The 15,411-nt window shown below is 67.0% G+C and carries 23 protein-coding genes; 2 read left to right on the plus strand and 21 right to left on the minus strand.

Going from position 1 to position 15,411, the window contains the following annotated elements:
- Positions 1-50: 50 nt before the first annotated feature.
- The 20 genes from SD455_RS15220 to SD455_RS15315 form a co-directional block, all read right to left on the minus strand.
- Positions 51-1,022: a VG15 protein gene (locus SD455_RS15220; RefSeq protein ID WP_445508609.1), complete on the minus strand. Its 972-nt coding sequence runs from the start codon at positions 1,020-1,022 to the stop codon at positions 51-53.
- Positions 985-2,478, minus strand: a complete 1,494-nt coding sequence (locus SD455_RS15225; RefSeq protein ID WP_445508610.1) for a phage portal protein — start codon at positions 2,476-2,478, stop codon at positions 985-987. Before SD455_RS15225 ends, SD455_RS15220 begins: the two co-directional genes overlap by 38 nt.
- Positions 2,468-4,000 carry a terminase large subunit domain-containing protein gene (locus SD455_RS15230; RefSeq protein ID WP_445508611.1) on the minus strand — a complete coding sequence of 511 codons (1,533 nt, stop codon included), beginning with the start codon at positions 3,998-4,000 and terminating at the stop codon, positions 2,468-2,470. Before SD455_RS15230 ends, SD455_RS15225 begins: the two co-directional genes overlap by 11 nt.
- Positions 3,930-4,397, minus strand: a complete 468-nt coding sequence (locus SD455_RS15235; protein WP_445508612.1) for a hypothetical protein — start codon at positions 4,395-4,397, stop codon at positions 3,930-3,932. Before SD455_RS15235 ends, SD455_RS15230 begins: the two co-directional genes overlap by 71 nt.
- Before the next feature lie 652 nt (positions 4,398-5,049).
- On the minus strand, positions 5,050-5,709 hold the full coding sequence (locus tag SD455_RS15240; RefSeq protein ID WP_445508613.1) for a hypothetical protein: 660 nt from the start codon (positions 5,707-5,709) through the stop codon (positions 5,050-5,052).
- An 86-nt stretch (positions 5,710-5,795) separates the two neighbouring features.
- Positions 5,796-6,173: a VRR-NUC domain-containing protein gene (locus SD455_RS15245; RefSeq protein ID WP_445508614.1), complete on the minus strand. Its 378-nt coding sequence runs from the start codon at positions 6,171-6,173 to the stop codon at positions 5,796-5,798.
- Entirely contained in the window at positions 6,170-7,585 is a 1,416-nt protein-coding gene (locus tag SD455_RS15250; protein WP_445508615.1) for a hypothetical protein, read from the minus strand. The genes SD455_RS15245 and SD455_RS15250 overlap by 4 nt, the downstream gene beginning before the upstream one ends.
- A gap of 40 nt (positions 7,586-7,625) precedes the next feature.
- On the minus strand, positions 7,626-7,808 hold the full coding sequence (locus SD455_RS15255; protein ID WP_445508616.1) for a hypothetical protein: 183 nt from the start codon (positions 7,806-7,808) through the stop codon (positions 7,626-7,628).
- Positions 7,805-8,059 carry a hypothetical protein gene (locus tag SD455_RS15260; protein WP_445508617.1) on the minus strand — a complete coding sequence of 85 codons (255 nt, stop codon included), beginning with the start codon at positions 8,057-8,059 and terminating at the stop codon, positions 7,805-7,807. The genes SD455_RS15255 and SD455_RS15260 overlap by 4 nt, the downstream gene beginning before the upstream one ends.
- On the minus strand, positions 8,056-8,799 hold the full coding sequence (locus SD455_RS15265; protein WP_445508618.1) for a hypothetical protein: 744 nt from the start codon (positions 8,797-8,799) through the stop codon (positions 8,056-8,058). Before SD455_RS15265 ends, SD455_RS15260 begins: the two co-directional genes overlap by 4 nt.
- Entirely contained in the window at positions 8,796-9,260 is a 465-nt protein-coding gene (locus SD455_RS15270; protein ID WP_445508619.1) for a hypothetical protein, read from the minus strand. Before SD455_RS15270 ends, SD455_RS15265 begins: the two co-directional genes overlap by 4 nt.
- Positions 9,248-9,589 carry a hypothetical protein gene (locus tag SD455_RS15275; RefSeq protein WP_445508620.1) on the minus strand — a complete coding sequence of 114 codons (342 nt, stop codon included), beginning with the start codon at positions 9,587-9,589 and terminating at the stop codon, positions 9,248-9,250. The genes SD455_RS15270 and SD455_RS15275 overlap by 13 nt, the downstream gene beginning before the upstream one ends.
- Positions 9,586-9,822: a hypothetical protein gene (locus SD455_RS15280; RefSeq protein ID WP_445508621.1), complete on the minus strand. Its 237-nt coding sequence runs from the start codon at positions 9,820-9,822 to the stop codon at positions 9,586-9,588. Before SD455_RS15280 ends, SD455_RS15275 begins: the two co-directional genes overlap by 4 nt.
- The gene (locus SD455_RS15285; RefSeq protein ID WP_445508622.1) at positions 9,819-10,052 is read right to left on the minus strand and encodes a hypothetical protein; all 234 of its coding nucleotides are present in this window, start codon (positions 10,050-10,052) and stop codon (positions 9,819-9,821) included. Before SD455_RS15285 ends, SD455_RS15280 begins: the two co-directional genes overlap by 4 nt.
- Positions 10,049-11,431, minus strand: coding sequence for a ParB/RepB/Spo0J family partition protein (locus SD455_RS15290; protein ID WP_445508623.1), 1,383 nt, complete (start codon positions 11,429-11,431; stop codon positions 10,049-10,051). Before SD455_RS15290 ends, SD455_RS15285 begins: the two co-directional genes overlap by 4 nt.
- 36 nt (positions 11,432-11,467) lie before the next feature.
- Positions 11,468-11,824 (minus strand): hypothetical protein, encoded by a 357-nt coding sequence (locus SD455_RS15295; protein WP_445508624.1) that lies wholly within the window; start codon positions 11,822-11,824, stop codon positions 11,468-11,470.
- Positions 11,825-12,277: 453 nt separating this feature from the next.
- The gene (locus SD455_RS15300) at positions 12,278-12,640 is read right to left on the minus strand and encodes a hypothetical protein (protein WP_445508625.1); all 363 of its coding nucleotides are present in this window, start codon (positions 12,638-12,640) and stop codon (positions 12,278-12,280) included.
- A gap of 128 nt (positions 12,641-12,768) precedes the next feature.
- Positions 12,769-13,035: a hypothetical protein gene (locus SD455_RS15305; protein WP_445508626.1), complete on the minus strand. Its 267-nt coding sequence runs from the start codon at positions 13,033-13,035 to the stop codon at positions 12,769-12,771.
- Positions 13,032-13,475 (minus strand): hypothetical protein, encoded by a 444-nt coding sequence (locus SD455_RS15310; RefSeq protein ID WP_445508627.1) that lies wholly within the window; start codon positions 13,473-13,475, stop codon positions 13,032-13,034. The genes SD455_RS15305 and SD455_RS15310 overlap by 4 nt, the downstream gene beginning before the upstream one ends.
- Positions 13,472-13,675 carry a hypothetical protein gene (locus SD455_RS15315; protein WP_445508628.1) on the minus strand — a complete coding sequence of 68 codons (204 nt, stop codon included), beginning with the start codon at positions 13,673-13,675 and terminating at the stop codon, positions 13,472-13,474. The genes SD455_RS15310 and SD455_RS15315 overlap by 4 nt, the downstream gene beginning before the upstream one ends.
- Positions 13,676-13,704: 29 nt before the next feature.
- Between SD455_RS15315 and SD455_RS15320 the strand changes: the two genes are divergently transcribed.
- On the plus strand, positions 13,705-14,283 hold the full coding sequence (locus tag SD455_RS15320) for a hypothetical protein (protein WP_445508629.1): 579 nt from the start codon (positions 13,705-13,707) through the stop codon (positions 14,281-14,283).
- A 98-nt stretch (positions 14,284-14,381) separates the two neighbouring features.
- Here the strand turns inward: SD455_RS15320 and SD455_RS15325 are convergent, their stop codons facing one another.
- Positions 14,382-14,624 (minus strand): MerR family transcriptional regulator, encoded by a 243-nt coding sequence (locus tag SD455_RS15325; protein ID WP_445508630.1) that lies wholly within the window; start codon positions 14,622-14,624, stop codon positions 14,382-14,384.
- A 459-nt stretch (positions 14,625-15,083) separates the two neighbouring features.
- On the opposite strand from SD455_RS15325, the gene SD455_RS15330 reads away from it, so the two are divergent.
- On the plus strand, positions 15,084-15,411 hold a 328-nt coding region (locus tag SD455_RS15330; protein WP_445508631.1), incomplete at its 3' end, for a helix-turn-helix domain-containing protein.

The raw sequence follows: 15,411 nt of genomic DNA on the forward strand, positions 1-15,411 counted from the left end.
GGGGTTACTGGGCCCTCCCGTGCGGGAGGGAAGCTGTGTGGTGCCGGCCGTCAGGCGCGGCCGGTCTGCTGGCGCATCCAGGCGAGGATCATGCGGTCCTGACGGCCTGTGATGGCCTCGCCGGTCTCGCGGTCTCGCCACGTGTACTTGCGGCGGATGCTGCCGTCGGGCGACCGGGTCTCGGTCCAGTCCAGAACCTTGCGATCGTCGAGCTGCCGACGGGCGTCGAGGTACTCCTGGTAGTAGGACTCGGCGTCCTCAGCGAGCTGGACCCCGGAGGACCGGTAGGTCGGGACGACACGGCACCGGCAGTAGTCGTGGTAGAGCTGACCGATGTCGCGTGAGCCGCGGGGCCGCCGACCGCCGGCAGGGCGTCCACGGTCACCGGGCCGCCACTGGTTCAGTGGGGTGCCACGGCCGACGACGGTCCGGTCAGACCCGGCTCCGGGACCGTAGACGGCGGCCTGTGAGGCGAGCATCGCGCAGAACGCGCAACACCCGGCGCGGGGTACCCGCTGATACCCGACTGGCCCGTCGATGACGTCGTCGATCATGTTCTCGAGCATCGTTTCCCGCTGGTAGTCCAGCAGGATCCGGACCAGTCCGCCGGCCAGCAGGCTCCAGGCCTGCCGCTGCGACGGCGTCGGCGAGAAGATCGGCGAGAGCGCCCACCGGACCAGCGACTGCTGCCGCTGAGGCGAGGGCCCCGGCGAGAGCCGAGTGACGTGCGGGGCGGTGATGCCAGAGAGCATCCGCATGTCCTGGTATTGAACTCCGGCGACGTCGGCGATCTGTGGCCCGTAGGTGCTCACCGTGGCCGGAACCGTCATGAGCAGCTCGTCCCGGATCGTGTCCACCGTCTCGGCCTGCAGATCACGGAACGCCTGATTGACCACCCCGGCCGCGACCGCCAGTAGATCGTCGACCGCTGAGTCGTAGGGCTGGAGGTCCGCGGGGGTGAACAGAGTGTTCACACCCGCGAGGTCAGCGGAGCTCGGGGAGCCCAGAAGTGTCTGCACCACGGCGCTCCATCACCTCCGCCACCTCCGGGGCCGCGCTGGCCTGCTCGGCCGCTGGACGAATCGCTCCGGAGATGAGCTGGTTCACCCGCGAGCGCCGCCGGTCCTCTTGGATCTGGCGGATTGTGGCTGCGTCGTAGCCGAGCTGCTGGAGGGTGACCTCGGAGTCGGCCGGCAGGATGCCGGTCTCGACCTGTTTGACGACCGCGTCAGTGGCGGCTGCCCTGGTGGGGCGAGCGGGATCCTGGAAGCGGGACCTGATTCCGCGCAGCGCGGCGGGTGGCTCGGTGAGCCCGTCGCGGATCATGACCGCCAGGGTGGCGACCTGCTCCAGTGCCCACCCGATGGGTGTGTGGGCCCGTTCGGCGTCCTCGTCGAGGGGCATGTAGGCGGTGTGCATGGCTCGGTCGGAGGCCGGGTTGTCGTGGTAGACGCCCAGGACTCCGGCGGGGATGTTGGCCTCTGCTGCCATCTCGGCGGCGAGCTCCCGCATGTGCTCGATGTGCGGGGTCTGCGTCGCCTGGGCGAACTGGCCGACGGTCGGGGTCTTCGCGTCAGGGTCGTCGGCGTCGCGCTCGTAGGCGAGGATCCGGCCGATGAGCTGGGCCCAGCCGGGGACACCGTCGTCGAGGGTGCCAGGGTCCAGGTCAAGGACGTAGCGCTGCGGCGCGGAGTAGAACTCTGCGGTGATCTCGGAGCGCAGCGCGGTCCGCACAGCCTTGTCGGTGATCCCCATCATGGGCCGGGAGATCTTCGACCGCCCGAAGGGACGGTCCAGGCTGGGTCGGTAGGGGACCATGACGGCCGGAGGGCGCCCGAGCTGGTGCGGACGCTGACGTCCGTGCCAGATCCCGTTGACCTTCACCAGCCCGATCACGGAGTCTCGGGTGTACATCAGGACCGCGTCGGCCTCGCCCTGCTCGTCGACGGAGAGGACGTCAATCGCGTCGGTGATGCGCCGTCGGCGGGCGTCCCAGCGGCCGGTGGCGTGCAGCGCGGTCCGGGCGGTGACGACGACGTCGGGGTCTTCGGTGCCCGGCTGTCCGGCGGTGGTGAAGATCCACGAGTTGGAGTTCACCAGGGCGCCGGTCACCGCCTGGGAGACCAGCATCTCGAACTGGATCTCTGCCATCAGCTCGTCGAGCCCGAGCATGGCGGGGTCGGCTGCCGGAGTGACGAACCCCTGGAAGCGGATGCGGCGCTCCAGCATGTCGACGGCCTTGGACGGCCAGCCGACCGTGGTCTGGAAGCGCTGCAGGTGCGGCGGGACGGCGATCCCAAGGTGACGGATCGTCGCCTTGGCGTCGTAGTACCCCTGCCGGAGCATGTTCCGTGTCGCCTTCGACTGCAGCTGATCTGCGAGCTTGTGGAAGGTGTTCGTGGTGGTCGTATCCAGGCCTCGGACCCAGGGGCTGCCGGTGATGGCCGGCGCCTGCAGAGGTGCCACTTCAGTACCCAACGGCCAGCCTCCTCGGTCTCTTCTTGGCCCCACCGACACCGTCGGAGGTGGCGAGCTTGTTGCGCTTGTACTGCAGCCCGCGTGCGGCCAGCGTGGCGGCGCAGAGCGGGCTGATGTTCTCGGTCACGTTCTTGCGCTTCCACCGGAACAGGGACTCGTTCATCCAGGAGAACTGCGCGGCCGCGACCGCGTTGTCCATCTCCTCTTGGAGCCCCGGATGCACGAGACGGGTTTGGTTGATGTCGTCGAGGAACTGTCCGCACGCCTGGGCGTATTGCCGGGCGGTGAGCTGAGTCGTCGGCACGCCGGCCCGACGTAGGTCCGGCACCAGCGCGCCGGCGGCGTCGGCGGCGTTGATCATGATCCGCACCGGAGACCAGGCGTCCTTGAGCTCCGCCATGCGCGCCGGCACCCAGTCCAGCCCCACACCGTGTTCAGCGATCTCCACCCACACGCGGCCGTCCGACAACAGGCGGGCCGCCACGATCGCCGCATAGTCGCGCTGCGGGGTCACGTCCAGACCGAACGCCACCGGGCCAGCAGGATCCAGGTCAGCATCGGCGAGCGCCTGCCAGTCCTTCAGCGACAGGGCAGAGTCACCAGCGGCCCGGGGTCGAATGCCGAGGTACTCGCGCCGGTAGTACTCCTCGCCCTTGTCCGGGTCGGATCTGAAGGCCCTGAGCTCGTTGACGAGGAACTCATGGCTGATGCGGATCCCGAAGCCGGGGCAGGCACTCCGGTAGGCCTCCAGGTCGTCGGACTCGGCGTCGGGGTGGGCTGACCACTCCATCCACAGCAGCAGCGGCTCATCCTCGGAGGACAGCACCGTGTGACTGGTCGGCTCCGGTGAGCTGCCCAGGGCGCGGTCCCTGGTGCCGTTGAGCACGTCGGAGTCGTGCATGCCGGCTGAGGAGACGTACCAGATCTGCGGCTGCCCGGAGATGGAGCGGGCGGCCATGGTCGGCTTCATCGCGGCGAGCATGACGCCCTTCAGGGCGTACGCCTCATCGAAAATGATGAGATCCCCGGAGAACCCTCGAGCGGATCCGCCGGAACGGGCGAGGAACTTCACCCGGGACCCGTTCTTGAGGATGATGGACCGGTCGTCATTGCCGTGCCGGATCTGCTTGACGTGCTTGGCGAAGCGCGGTGAGCCCATGATCAGGGCTTCGAGCCTGGCGAAGACCTCCACGGCGGTCTTGAACTCGTGGGCCGAGTAGATGATGGTCTTCTCGGTCTTGTTGAGCAGCAGCCCCCAGAGGATGCGGGCTTCGATGATCGCTGACTTGCCGTTCTGACGAGCGACCTCCAAGCCAACCTCGTAGGCCGACCACTGGCCGTTGGCGCGTCGGCTGGTCGCTGCCGCGAGGACGTATTCCTGCCACTCGTCGAGGACCATCCCGGCCATCTGGGCGACCAGGGCCACATCCTCGCCGTGGTCAGAGACTGCCTCAGCTGGTCGATGCTCGATCCTGGGACGCTGGTGCCCCAGCACGCTCGGCGGCGCGACGCTCACGCTCACGTCGGGCCTCCTCGACCTCGTCTTCCAGGGACATCTCGTCCTCGTCGCCGCTTCCGGCGGTCAGATCCTGGAGGAGTCCCCGCATCTCCTTGATGATCGCTGCGCACTCCCGCGGCGCCGCCTGCTCCAGGGCCTTCCACAGCAGCGAGTACATGCTGAACTGCTCGGCGCGGACGTCGAGGGTCGGCACGTCACCGGGACGGCGCCGCTGCGTGAACACCTCGGAGAGCAGGCTCTGCATCGTGGTGTTCGCCCGGGACTGCGCCTTGGTCTTGTCGCGCCGGGCGTCCCGGGCGTGGGCCGCTGCGCGTTTGCACTCCTGGCAGGGCTCCTCACCGGCGCGCAGGTGCCGGCGGTACGCGGCCTCGGTGCCGCACGGCTTCGGTGCTCGGCTCATCGGCAGGCACGCTCCTCGGAGGTGGGGCCAGTGGCCGGAAGAGAGACAAGAACAACGTCGGATAGCGGACAAACCCGCTATCCGGGGAGAGAAATGTGACTATGCCGGGAAAGTCGCATCCGGGCGGGGGAGGGGGTCACTCCCACCCCCTGACCTGGGGCGATGACCCATCGGCGGGACGCGGCGCGTCGTCGGGTCACCACTTCACCTTCGTGACCAGCGGCGCGGCCGGCTGCACCTGACGCCCGACCCCTCGACGCGAGTTGCACCCACGATGAGCGGGCCGCAGCTCACCGGTCATCGACCCGCCTGCAGCGATCGGGGCGACATGGTCGGCGGTGAACGCCATCGAGTGCTTCCACGGCAACGAGAAGTCGAACCGCTGACCGCAGATCCAACACGGAAGATCATTGCGCTTCGCGACTCGTCTGAGCTGATCACGCTTGGCGATGTACGCTCGATCATTCCGCGCCACGGCTCACCGCCTTCACCGAGGACTCTGGCCGCCGGCGCAGAGGAGACGCCGACGACCAGAGCCAGGATGATCGCACCAGAATCACAGAGAGACAGCACCACGAGCAGGAGCCCGAAACACTGAAGGCCACCGCCTGAGCCAGAATCTGGGCAGGAGGTGACCTCTCAGTGAGTAATGCTACCGGGAGCTTGTGGAAAACAGAATGTCCCTGCGCTTCTGAGCCCCCGGCGTGTCGGCCATGAACGACTGGGACCGCCGGTTCTCCCACGCCTTGAAGATGTCGATGGCCCGGTATCGAGGCGGCCGGGTCCCATCCACCGGGTACAGCCTGCCCCGGTCCCGCCAGTTGTACACCTGCCGCGCCTTGAGCTGGATATCCAGGTGCAGCGGGAACCACACCTCAGCCTGCTGCGCCGTCATCGGCTGGATCTGCGAGAGCCGGTACGAGATGTAGTCATCCGTGGGGCGGTTCTCCGCCTCACCATGAACCATGGCGTGAGCCTGCCGCAGCGTGGTCTCCATCCCCAGCTTGATCTCCCCGGCCAGAGGATCTGCACCGACCACGGCCGCCGGGGCGAACCGCTCGATGTCTTCCAGCAGCGCCCACGCTGTGAGGTTCATCGGGGCCTGAGACACCGGCTTGCCCGACTGCTTCCGCCCCGGGAGACTGAACGGCTTCTCCACGCCCCGAGCGATCAACCGCAGCACCGGCAGCATCTCGTCACCCTCGGACCGATAGTCGTCGAGCTGGGACAGGCACACCTCGCAGAGCCACACACCGACCGCCCGCGTCGGCCGACCATCCCCGTACTCACACTGCCGTTCGATCGTGTCCATCCTCGATGATCCTTCCCGGCCACGGCGGGCCCTCCACTCCTGAACGCATCCCCAACAGCTGCAGTCCCCAGCGACGTGATCAGGCATCAGACCCGCCCCACGCTCGGGGCCCCGAGCTGCTTGTGAATCTCACCCGAGAGCCAGTCCCTCGGACGCCACACACCGACGTCCTGATGGGCCGCGCCCAGGTCCTCGATCCACGCACGCTGCGCAGCGGAGGCAGACCCCTTCTCCGACTTCAGCTCACGGAACAGCAGCCGACCACGGGCGGGATGCACCAGCACCAGATCCGGGAACCCCGCGGGCGACCGATCCGACCGATGCGTGTGGTAGTACCGCCACCGCAGAGCCTGAGCCAGGTTCACTACATGCTCCTGGAACTCCTTCTCCGACCAGCCCAGCACCATCTGAGCCCTGCGATCCTGGGCAGAGTTCCGCACCACAGCAGAGTCCACCGTGCTCACCTCCTCCTCTTCCTGCGCCCACCCTCGACAGGAGGGCGCGCCTGCCGAGCAGGCCCGACCAGACCAGGACCGTCCTGGCCCGTACCGTCCAGACCTGCCCCAGCCCGCCCCGCCCCGACCGGGCATTCGTTAGACATCCGGACTGACGGTTGCTCGGAATCCGAGCGGATTCCGAGCGGATTCCGCTCGGAATTCGCTCGCACGCGCTCGGGCGTGTCGCGCTCGGCGGACCCGATTCCGTCGTGTGATTTATCGTCTGGAGGGCCGGAGCCGGGGCGATGATCAGGCGCCACGGGCTCCGGCCGAACCAGCCTCGGGGAACCATCAGCGGGGACTCCGGCGAGCGCCGGCACACCCTCGGGCCTGGTGGTTCCGTGCTCTGACACCTCGACGTGTTCCACGGGGGCCTGTGGGGCGTCCGCAGGGGGTGTTGTGACGGCGGGGACTCCGGACGTCTCCGGCACACCCTTGGGCCCGTCAGTGACCCACTGTGGCGCTCCTGGTGGCACCTGTGGTTCCAGCGGCGTGTTCGGGCCGGTGGGGTCGGGTGTGTCAGGTTGCCCTGCGGACGCATCGGCGGGGTCACTCCCGCACTGGCTGTGCGGGCGACCGTCTTCGGGCCCGATGCCGGGGCCACTGCTCACACCCGAGTCCCGTCCGGCCTTGTCCCCGAGGGGGTGCGCCGTGGTCTCGGTGTCCTTACTCCCAGCGGTCGCCTGATCGGGGCGGCTGCCGAGTCTCTTGCCTCGGTCCATCGACAGTCCGTGCCGCTCAAGGATCTTGGCCGTGTAGGGGCCGTAGAGCGGCTGGGCTGGTGGATCGAGAAGTCTCTTCTCGCGCTCGTCGCGGGGTGCGTCCTTCCACCGGGCGTTGCAACCTCGGCAGGCGACGACACCGTCAGCGGGGGAGCGCAGTTTCTCGCCGGGGGTGAGGTGGTCGAGCTCCCACCCTCGGGCAGTCATGTTGTCGTTGGGCTGGACCGACTTGCCGCAGTACCGGCAGGCGTCGCCGTCGCGCTGGCGGATCTGCGCCTGGATGGAGCTGCGTCGGTCCTGATCCCTGTTGCGGTCCCATTCGACCTCGTCCTTGAGGCGCATGTGGAACAGCTCTTGGTCCTCGTAGATCTTCAGCGCGCTGGTCTGGTTGCCGTGGCTGTCGTGGACGACGGTCCAGGACATGTATCCGGCGGCGACGGCGGCGCTGATCAACTCGGTGCCGCGAGGGCCAGCGATCTGCATGGCTACGCCGAAGTGCACGATGTAGTCGGTGAGGTGTCCCGATGCCGCGGCTGCGCAGCGAGCGGTGAACCCGAAGAGCTCGTTGACCAGCCGAGGGTCGGCGAAGTCCACCGAGGCGGATTCGAGGACCATCGGGTGGAACGGGCTCTTGTCAGACACTTTCAGCCACGGCATCGGGGGAGGATCTCCTGGTGAGTTCGGAGTGGAGTCGGAGTCAGTCGCGGGGCCTGCGAGCGCCCCAGGCGACCAGTACGGTGCCGAGGAGGGCACAGGCGGCGGCGAGGACGGCGAACCGATCGTGACCGAAGGCCCAAATGCCGCCAGCGATCAGGGCGACCAGGATCAGCAGTACTCCGCTGCCAGCGGTCATGTTCGGCTCGTCCCGCTGGTCGCTCATGCGTCTGGGTCCTCGTTCTCGGAGCTGAATCGGAGTGCGATCTCCAGGTCGTTCCAGCCGAGCCGACGGAGGATGTCCTCCCCGGTGCGTCGGCGCTGCTCTGGCCCCATGGGGATCTTGGCGAGTGCTTCGAGCATGTTCGCGGTGCGCTGCTCGAAGACGCCGGCCATCCGGGCCGAGTGGGCCGCCTGGTGATCCGGGAGCTGCTGCCCCGGCCTCATGGCGTAACCGTTGCCTGGGAGTCCGTTCATGCTGCTTCTCCGTTCTTCTGGTTCTCGTCGCGGCCGCGAGTGATCGCGAGCGCCATCATGGGGAGCCTGTTCTGCCAGCCGGCGCGGTGGTCCTTGAGCTCTCGGGCGAGGTCGGAGTCCTCTTCGACCCGGACCTGCATCAGCGCGCCCAGGAAGGACTCGGAGCAGCTGATGAGCATCATCTGGGGCCTGGTGGTGGGCTCCAGGGCCAGGGCGTCCTTGTAGGCGGCGCTGGCGGCTGAGAACAGCTTCAGCAGCTTCCCGGAGGCCACGATCTGCTCCGGCACCCTCGGACGACCGGTCATCGCGTCGTTGAACATCCTGGGGAGGTTCGGGAAGTTCTCACTGGTGGCCGTGTTCGGGATGGTCCAGGCCTTGCCCGGGAAGAGGCCGGAGACGTCCAGGACGCTGATCTTGGCGATGTCGACCTGGATGGAGAGCTGGTCGTCCAGCTCGTTCTCGGGCTTCTTCTTCGGCCGGAACACCTGCAGCAGCTCCTTGGCCGCGTCGACGGTCAGGTCGAAGGAGTCCTCGTCCGGGTCGCCGGTGAGGTCCTGGTGATCCCAGACGCTGGCGATCGCCATGCCGGCGGTGGTCCCGTTCGAGGCCTGCACGTAGACGTGATCCGCCGTGGCCGCGAAGTGCACCACCGCCAGCCCTGTGGAGGTGTCGTCATGAGCGTGAGGGATCACTGCTTGCAGTGCTCGGCGGAAGTCGGCCGTGTTCACGTGGACGATCATGACGACCCCATCTCCGACCACTGGTCAGCGCGGGCTTCGAGCCACCGGGCGACCTCTGCGGGCATGTCGGTATCGAATACCGCTGACGCCGTCGAACGGAGTACACGGGCGCGGACCATGCAGTCATGGGCCGAGAGCCACTCATCGAACCGGTCCGGGTCGACGCGTGCGTTGTACTCGGTTGCCGATGCTCTGATCGCCAGCGTCGACAATGCCGACAGATGCTCCGGTGCATTCGGACCGGACTGGGTGCTGTGACCTGGGTCGACCACCTGCGGGATGCTGCTGAGTGCCAGGGATGCGGCACTGCGGATCAGCGTTGCCTGTGCGCGGGCTTCGTCTCTCTCCTTCCGCAGCTCTGCGATCTCCTCGTCCCGGCTGTCGAGAGCGTCCGCCGCGGCCTGCGCGGCAGCCACGATCGACTGGACGGCATCATGGGGTGAGTTCTTCAGCGATTCCACGGTCGGTCTCCGTTCGCGTGTCGGTCATCGTCGGCCAAGCGCTCCAGATCTGCGGCGCTGATGGCGCCGAAGGAGCGCGCCAGGCTGCGAAACCCGTCCTCGAGCGCTCTCATGGCCACCCCGACCTGGGCTGCCACCTGCTCGCCAGCGAGGATGAATCCTGCGAGGTCGGGTCCGTACCGGGCTACCAGGGAATGGACCCGGCGCCGCTCCCGGGACTCGGAGAGCAGCGTCTCGGCTCGGGACATGTACAGCTGGGCCATGCGGGGCTGGTTGGTCTCGAGGCACCGGCGAGCCCGAGTGATGCAGGTGTCTGGTGTGAGGGTCATGGTGTGGCTCCTGTCAGGGCGTCCTCGACACGGCGGCGGTGAGCCTTCGCCGCGGCAAGGCGGTCTCGGAGGACCTGCTGCGGGCCGTATTGGAAGGCCCGGGCCTCCGGTGAGTCCGGGCCATGGACCCGGCGCAGCCGAGAAGCCTCGTAAGAGGACTCGATCAGCTCCAGAAACGCGTCCGTGTGGGCCTCGTTCGCGGCCTTCCACTCGGGGGTCTGCCAGAAGTTCACCGGTCCACCTCCAGGGCCAGGTCGTCGATGAGGCGGAAGACCCGGGTATGGGCCCTGCGCCACCGGTCCTGAGCCGCGTCAAGCTGCTCGAGCAGATTCGGACCCGGCGTCCGCCCCTCGGCGGTGCACCAGCTGACATCTGACTCCAAGACACGGAGCTCAGCAGAGGCACTGGCGAACTCGGCCACCTGCTCCTTCAGAGCCTGGACGGGGTCCTTCCTGGTGATCATCGGTCCACCTCCACAGTCAGGTCAGTGCCGCCGACAGTGGTCAGGTGGTCGGGGTTGGCGTCCTCCCACCGGGTGATGGCCTCGGCCTCGGCGTCATCCCAGACGTGGCCGAACCCCTCGCGCAGGGTTCGCAGCCAGGCCGCCCGGTCGGCGCCGTCGTAGCGGTCGCGTTCGAAGCCCTCCGGCTTGCGCAGCCGCTTCTCGTGCTCCCAGTTCTCCGCAGTGACCGCGAGTCGCACGATCTGCCCCCAATGCCAGTCAGAGATCTTCTCCTTGACCTGGTCCAGCCAGGCCCCGTGGTCCGGGTGGTACTCGTCGGTGTTCTCAGGGAGTTCAACCCCGGTCGCCTCGGCCAGGAAGGCCTTGTCCGGGTGGCGTCTGATCGTGAACCACACCAGATCCAGCAGCATCTGCCGGTCCGCCTCGACGTGCATCTTCGTGTTCGGCAATCGGCAGGCCTCCAGGAGCTCAGCACGGCGAGTCTCGGCGGAGATCTGCAGCTCCCGCTTCAGCTCCTGCAGCCGGCGCTTCGCCTCCTTCTCCTCCTCGGAGAGCGCGGCCGCGGGCTTCTTCTTCGGCTCCCACCAGGTGACCTCCTCACCCAGGATCCGAAACACATGGCCCAGAGCCGCATGCTGGGACTCGCTCAGCGCGTCCTGGACCTCGGAGTACTTGCCCGACCAGGCCACATCCATCGGGGCCTCCTCGGCTCCGAGGCCCTGCAGCAGGTCCCGGGTCTCCTGCTCGGCGATGTCCTGCTGCGCCCGACGGATCGTGTAGTCCACGTTCCGGGGCCCGAAAGGGGTCCCGTCGAACTTCTCGAGCACCCTCTCCAGGACCTGGGTGTCGCCGGCTTCCTCGAGCTCCTGGATCTTCGCGGCGTCCTCGAGGCTGAGATGCCCATAGGCGTAGGCACGCTGAACTTCATCGGGCTGCTGGGTGATCTTCGCCTTGGTGCGGATCGTCTTGCGGGGCTGCCGAAACTTCTTCGCGATCGTGGACTCCGAGAGCCCGAGATCCAGCATCCGCTGGAACCCATGAGCCTCCTCGGCCACGGTCAGCGGCTTATGGTTCCGGCCGGTGGTCAGCATGACCTCCACATCGGCCAGAGCACCCCGGTCCGGGGCTTTGCGCACGATGCAGGGGATCGTGGTCTTTCCCGCCCGCAGAGACGCCAGACGGCGCCTGTGGCCCTCCTGGACGACGAAGGCGCCGTCCTGGTCGGGGGAGGGGTAGACGATGATCGGGGAGATGACCCCGAAGCTGCCGATCTCAGCGGTGAGCCGCTCCAGCGACTCGTCCTCCTCGACGTCAGCACGGATGTTGTCAGGATTCGGGTGAACGAGCTCAAGCGGGAGCTCCTCAACAGTGACAGGCATGATGATGTCCTCTGGTGTGATCTGGTGGCCGGGCGATCAGGCCCTGGCGGTGTCGATGTCTGAGATGAGCTGCAGCGAGGGGACGATGCTCTCCAGGGCGCTGGGGACCTCCCGGCAGACGGGGCACGGGACCTTGTGAACGATGCCGCCGATCGCCTGCACGGTGAGATCAGTGGTGCACTCTTCGCACAACAGGAACAGCGAATCTGTCGTGTCCACCCGGACCGGGACGTCCGGGCCTTTCACCGTCTGGATGTGCTCCAGGTGTCGGATCTTGACTGCGACCCGGGCGGGACGAGTGCAGCGGTCCCGGGAGGCGTCCTTGACGATGGTTGCCTCACACTGGGGTGCCAGCTCGTCGAGCAGGTGCTGGATGCCCTCATCGGTGCTCATCGTGGTCCCCGATGCTCGTCTGCTCGTGCGGCCACGGATAGCCGGGCGGCGGTGTCTGCGATGCGGAGGGCGTGATCCCAGCTGCCTGCTCGGATCGTGCGCGCTGGACCGCCCGGGCGAAAGAACTCAGCGGGGAGCTGGACTGTCCAGGGCGGCTCGGGCTGGACGTAGTGCCAGCGTCCTGCCTGGTCCGCGACCGGGACCCGGCGCGCTCGGCGGACCCGGACGACGGGGCCTCCTCGACCGGCTTCACCGTGCACACCCGGGGTGTGCTTCTCCCGGCAGCTCGATTCCTGAGCCATTCATGAGCCTCCTGTGGTGAGCGGTGCCAACGCACCTCGATCTCGTCCTCTGGCGTGCGCTGGTACAGCGACGCGTGAGTGATCGGAAGAACCGTCTTCCGGGACCGCACCGACCCATCCGGGGCGGTGACCTGGACGATGTGCGGGCGACTCATACCGGCGTCCCCGCCAGCTGGCCGAGACGGGCCCGACGCCTGGCCGCCGCGATACGGCGTCTCCGGCCCTCCATGAACCTCTCCAAGGCGCGGAGGTTGTAGGCGTCGCGCTGCGCGACCTGCGCGCGGCGGTCCTCCTCGTCGGCAGGGACCACCCCGGCCTCGAGGTTCTCGACCGCCTCACGGATCTTGTCGAAGGTCCGCCACTGCATCAGCGGAGCATCCTCCGGGCCCATGAACCGCTGGACCGTCGCGTAGGGGACCAGCGTGTTCTGCGAGAACAGGTACAGCGTCCACCCGCGCTTCTCCATCTGCGCCCGGAGTCGCCCCCGCAGCATGTTGATCGACCTAGGGTTCACCTCGGCACGTCGAGCGTCGCGGTGTCTCCTGGCCAGCGCGGCGGCCTCACGGCATGGCTCACACAGGTCCTCTCCAGCACGGCGGTGCCGCTTCGCGCCAGCCTCCGTCCCACACGGCTTCACCCAGCTCATCGGCCCGCGCCCTTCCTGGGCTGCACCCGCTCGGGCATGAACTGGCGGGGTTCCATCTCCAACTGCCGCTTCAACTCGGCGGCTCGGGCGGCCTCGTCAGGGTCGTGGCGGCGGACGTGGTCGATGACGTCGGTGACGACGTCCGAGAGCGCCCGCGCCACGATCGGGGCGCAGTGGTAGAGCAGATGCCTCTTCGCAGACGACATCAGCACCTGCCGGGTGGTTGTGGTCTCCTCGGGGACGTTTTCGGTGAGGGTCCTCATCGCGAGACCACCTCCCGGGCAACAGCGCCGGCCATGGAACAGTTCTCCAGGTAGAGCAGGCGCAGCAGACGGTCCAGGTAGGCGTCCTCTCGGCTCCACCCATCCATCGGGTCCGGCCCCCCATCGGCGAGCATCTGCTGGACCACCTGCGCGTCAGCGGCGCAGGTGCGGCAGAACTGAGCGATGTGCAGCTCGGGGAGCTCCCCGGCCGGCTCCCGGCCGAGCAGATTCACCAATGCCCCGGTGTTCCAGGGGGTCGGCTCACCCGGCTCCGGGATCACCAGGGTGATGCCACAGGCCCGGCACGTGTGGCCGTCACGGTCACGGACGACGTCAGCGATGCTGCGCCGGGGTGCCGGCGGCACGTCGAGGGGGAGAGGCTCGTCGATGAACTCCAAGATCCTCACCGGCCTGTCACTGGGTGCTGATACGGTGGTCATACGTTGTTCCTTTCAAGGGACCCGGCCTCATCGAGTGGCAGCTCGATGGGGCCTTCTTCTTTCTGCAGCGCCCCGAACTCCTCGAAGAGCTCCTGCGAGCGCATCTCGTCCCACTCATCCGCAAGGAGGAGAGCGACGTAGATCAGGAATCCGACGGCGCAGCTGATAGTGATCACGCCGGCGATGAGGGGGAGAGTCATGGGTACTGCTCCTCGGTAGGCTCTGTTCCATGGACTGGACTGCCGTGGGCGCCCTCAGTGGGCTTGGTGCTGCTGTCGTGAGTGTGGTTGCTGTCGTGTTCGCGGGCCTGGCTCACCGACGTGCGAAGGAGGCAAACGAGGCGGCTGAGGAGGCCAACCGCATTGCTGCGCGTGGGCTCGACGAGTCGCGTGTAGCGAACGAGATTGCCCAGCAGGCGAACGAGCTCAGCGAGGCTACGAAGGCGATCAGCGAGCGGGAGTTCGCGATGCGCCATGAGAATGTCGTCATCAACTGGTCGTTCCAGTGGGATCGAAAGGGAGATGTCCTCCGCGTAACGAATAGTGGCGCCGACACTGCTCACGAGGTTTCCGTCAGCGTCTCGTACAAGGATTTCGCTGAGACCTATGGCCCATTCCCCGAGGTCGCTGGGCTCGGCGAGATTGCCATCGAGCTGCCGGAGCTCGCGGAGATGCGCCGACAGCATTCCAGCCAGCTGACCGGTGTTCGCAGAGGACGGTTCCAGGTGACCGCGTTCATCGGCATCCAGTACCTGACCCCGATGGGGAACCCGGTAACTCCCGAACTGGTCGAGCTGAAACTCCGCTAGCTGGAGGGCCCATCGTTGCTCTTGGGCTGTGGAGTACACGGCGGGCCGCATGATGATCTCCGGTCGGCCGGTGGTGTTCTCGATGCGGGTCGTTCCCATCACGCGGCCCCTTTCCCATCCGCGAGCGCCTCGGGTCGTGCGTGTCTAGGGCGGTACTTCTGTCGTGCCTGGAGACGTTGGCGCAGGGCGTCGACGTCGGCTGGGTGGAAGAGGTATGCGCCGGATTCTCCGGGCATCTTGACGGTGGGGGTGAGGTTTCCCTCTTTGACGTGCCAGCGGATGGCCTCTGGTGACTTTCCGATGCGTTCCGCGGCCTGCTTCGTACTGAGAAGGTCCGACATGACGTCTAATGTACGTGATCACGTAGGTATGTCAAGAACACAACGAATGCACTGTGTCGCGTATCTGGTTGAGCTCATGCCTGCTCGGTCGCGTAGTAAGTTGAATTCATGGGTGCACACGGCGAAGGGCAGAGAATTCCGCAGATGCACTTCGGTGATCGCCTGCGGAAGGCACGGCAGGTTGCGGATCTGTCTCGGGTCGAGCTGGCGCGAGACTTGCAGGTCGCGTTGCGCGACATTCGGGACTACGAGGAGCTGAGGAAGGTTCCGCCGAGGTCTCTCGTTCGGCTATGGGCTGTCAGGACCCGGGTCTCAGCTGCGTGGCTCTTGGATGGGGAGTATGAGCTCCATGAAGCTTCAGATGGCACAGTGCGAACGCGACATCATCCGAAGTTTGAGATCTGGGACTAGCTCCGTTGGTCTTGTCGTGTTACGTGATCGCGTAGTATTGTTCGATCCATGACGATTGCAACGGATTTCGGAGTTGTCCCCGAGTGGTCTCAGGGTGACCGTTTTCGCAAGGCTCGAGAAATGGTTGGCCTGAGTCAGCCTGAGCTTGCTGAGGAGCTCGGGATCTCTACCGCGACGGTCAGCAAGGCCGAGCGCGGCTCGAAGGTTCGCAAGACCACCCTGATGAGTTGGGCGATGCGCACTGGCGTGAATCCAGTTTGGCTAGAGACGGGACGAGCCCCGTCTCCTGGTGGAGACGGGGCTCGTCAGAGCGGAGGCGACGACCTGCACTCGTCAGAGTGGGCCCCCCGGGACTCGAACCCGGAACCTGCAGATT

The sequence above is a fragment of the Nesterenkonia sp. K-15-9-6 genome (assembly GCF_052656005.1).

What these genes read in the sequence shown, in the direction of transcription:
- SD455_RS15235 (WP_445508612.1), bottom strand. Translation starts at nt 4,397, where the DNA reads ATGAGCCGAGCACCGAAGCCGTGCGGCACCGAGGCCGCGTACCGCCGG.
- SD455_RS15240 (WP_445508613.1), bottom strand. Translation starts at nt 5,709, where the DNA reads ATGGACACGATCGAACGGCAGTGTGAGTACGGGGATGGTCGGCCGACG.
- SD455_RS15250 (WP_445508615.1), bottom strand. Translation starts at nt 7,585, where the DNA reads ATGCCGTGGCTGAAAGTGTCTGACAAGAGCCCGTTCCACCCGATGGTC.
- SD455_RS15255 (WP_445508616.1), bottom strand. Translation starts at nt 7,808, where the DNA reads ATGAGCGACCAGCGGGACGAGCCGAACATGACCGCTGGCAGCGGAGTA.
- SD455_RS15260 (WP_445508617.1), bottom strand. Translation starts at nt 8,059, where the DNA reads ATGAACGGACTCCCAGGCAACGGTTACGCCATGAGGCCGGGGCAGCAG.
- SD455_RS15265 (WP_445508618.1), bottom strand. Translation starts at nt 8,799, where the DNA reads ATGATCGTCCACGTGAACACGGCCGACTTCCGCCGAGCACTGCAAGCA.
- SD455_RS15275 (WP_445508620.1), bottom strand. Translation starts at nt 9,589, where the DNA reads ATGACCCTCACACCAGACACCTGCATCACTCGGGCTCGCCGGTGCCTC.
- SD455_RS15285 (WP_445508622.1), bottom strand. Translation starts at nt 10,052, where the DNA reads ATGATCACCAGGAAGGACCCCGTCCAGGCTCTGAAGGAGCAGGTGGCC.
- SD455_RS15290 (WP_445508623.1), bottom strand. Translation starts at nt 11,431, where the DNA reads ATGCCTGTCACTGTTGAGGAGCTCCCGCTTGAGCTCGTTCACCCGAAT.
- SD455_RS15295 (WP_445508624.1), bottom strand. Translation starts at nt 11,824, where the DNA reads ATGAGCACCGATGAGGGCATCCAGCACCTGCTCGACGAGCTGGCACCC.
- SD455_RS15305 (WP_445508626.1), bottom strand. Translation starts at nt 13,035, where the DNA reads ATGAGGACCCTCACCGAAAACGTCCCCGAGGAGACCACAACCACCCGG.
- SD455_RS15310 (WP_445508627.1), bottom strand. Translation starts at nt 13,475, where the DNA reads ATGACCACCGTATCAGCACCCAGTGACAGGCCGGTGAGGATCTTGGAG.
- SD455_RS15315 (WP_445508628.1), bottom strand. Translation starts at nt 13,675, where the DNA reads ATGACTCTCCCCCTCATCGCCGGCGTGATCACTATCAGCTGCGCCGTC.
- SD455_RS15320 (WP_445508629.1), top strand. Translation starts at nt 13,705, where the DNA reads ATGGACTGGACTGCCGTGGGCGCCCTCAGTGGGCTTGGTGCTGCTGTC.
- SD455_RS15325 (WP_445508630.1), bottom strand. Translation starts at nt 14,624, where the DNA reads ATGTCGGACCTTCTCAGTACGAAGCAGGCCGCGGAACGCATCGGAAAG.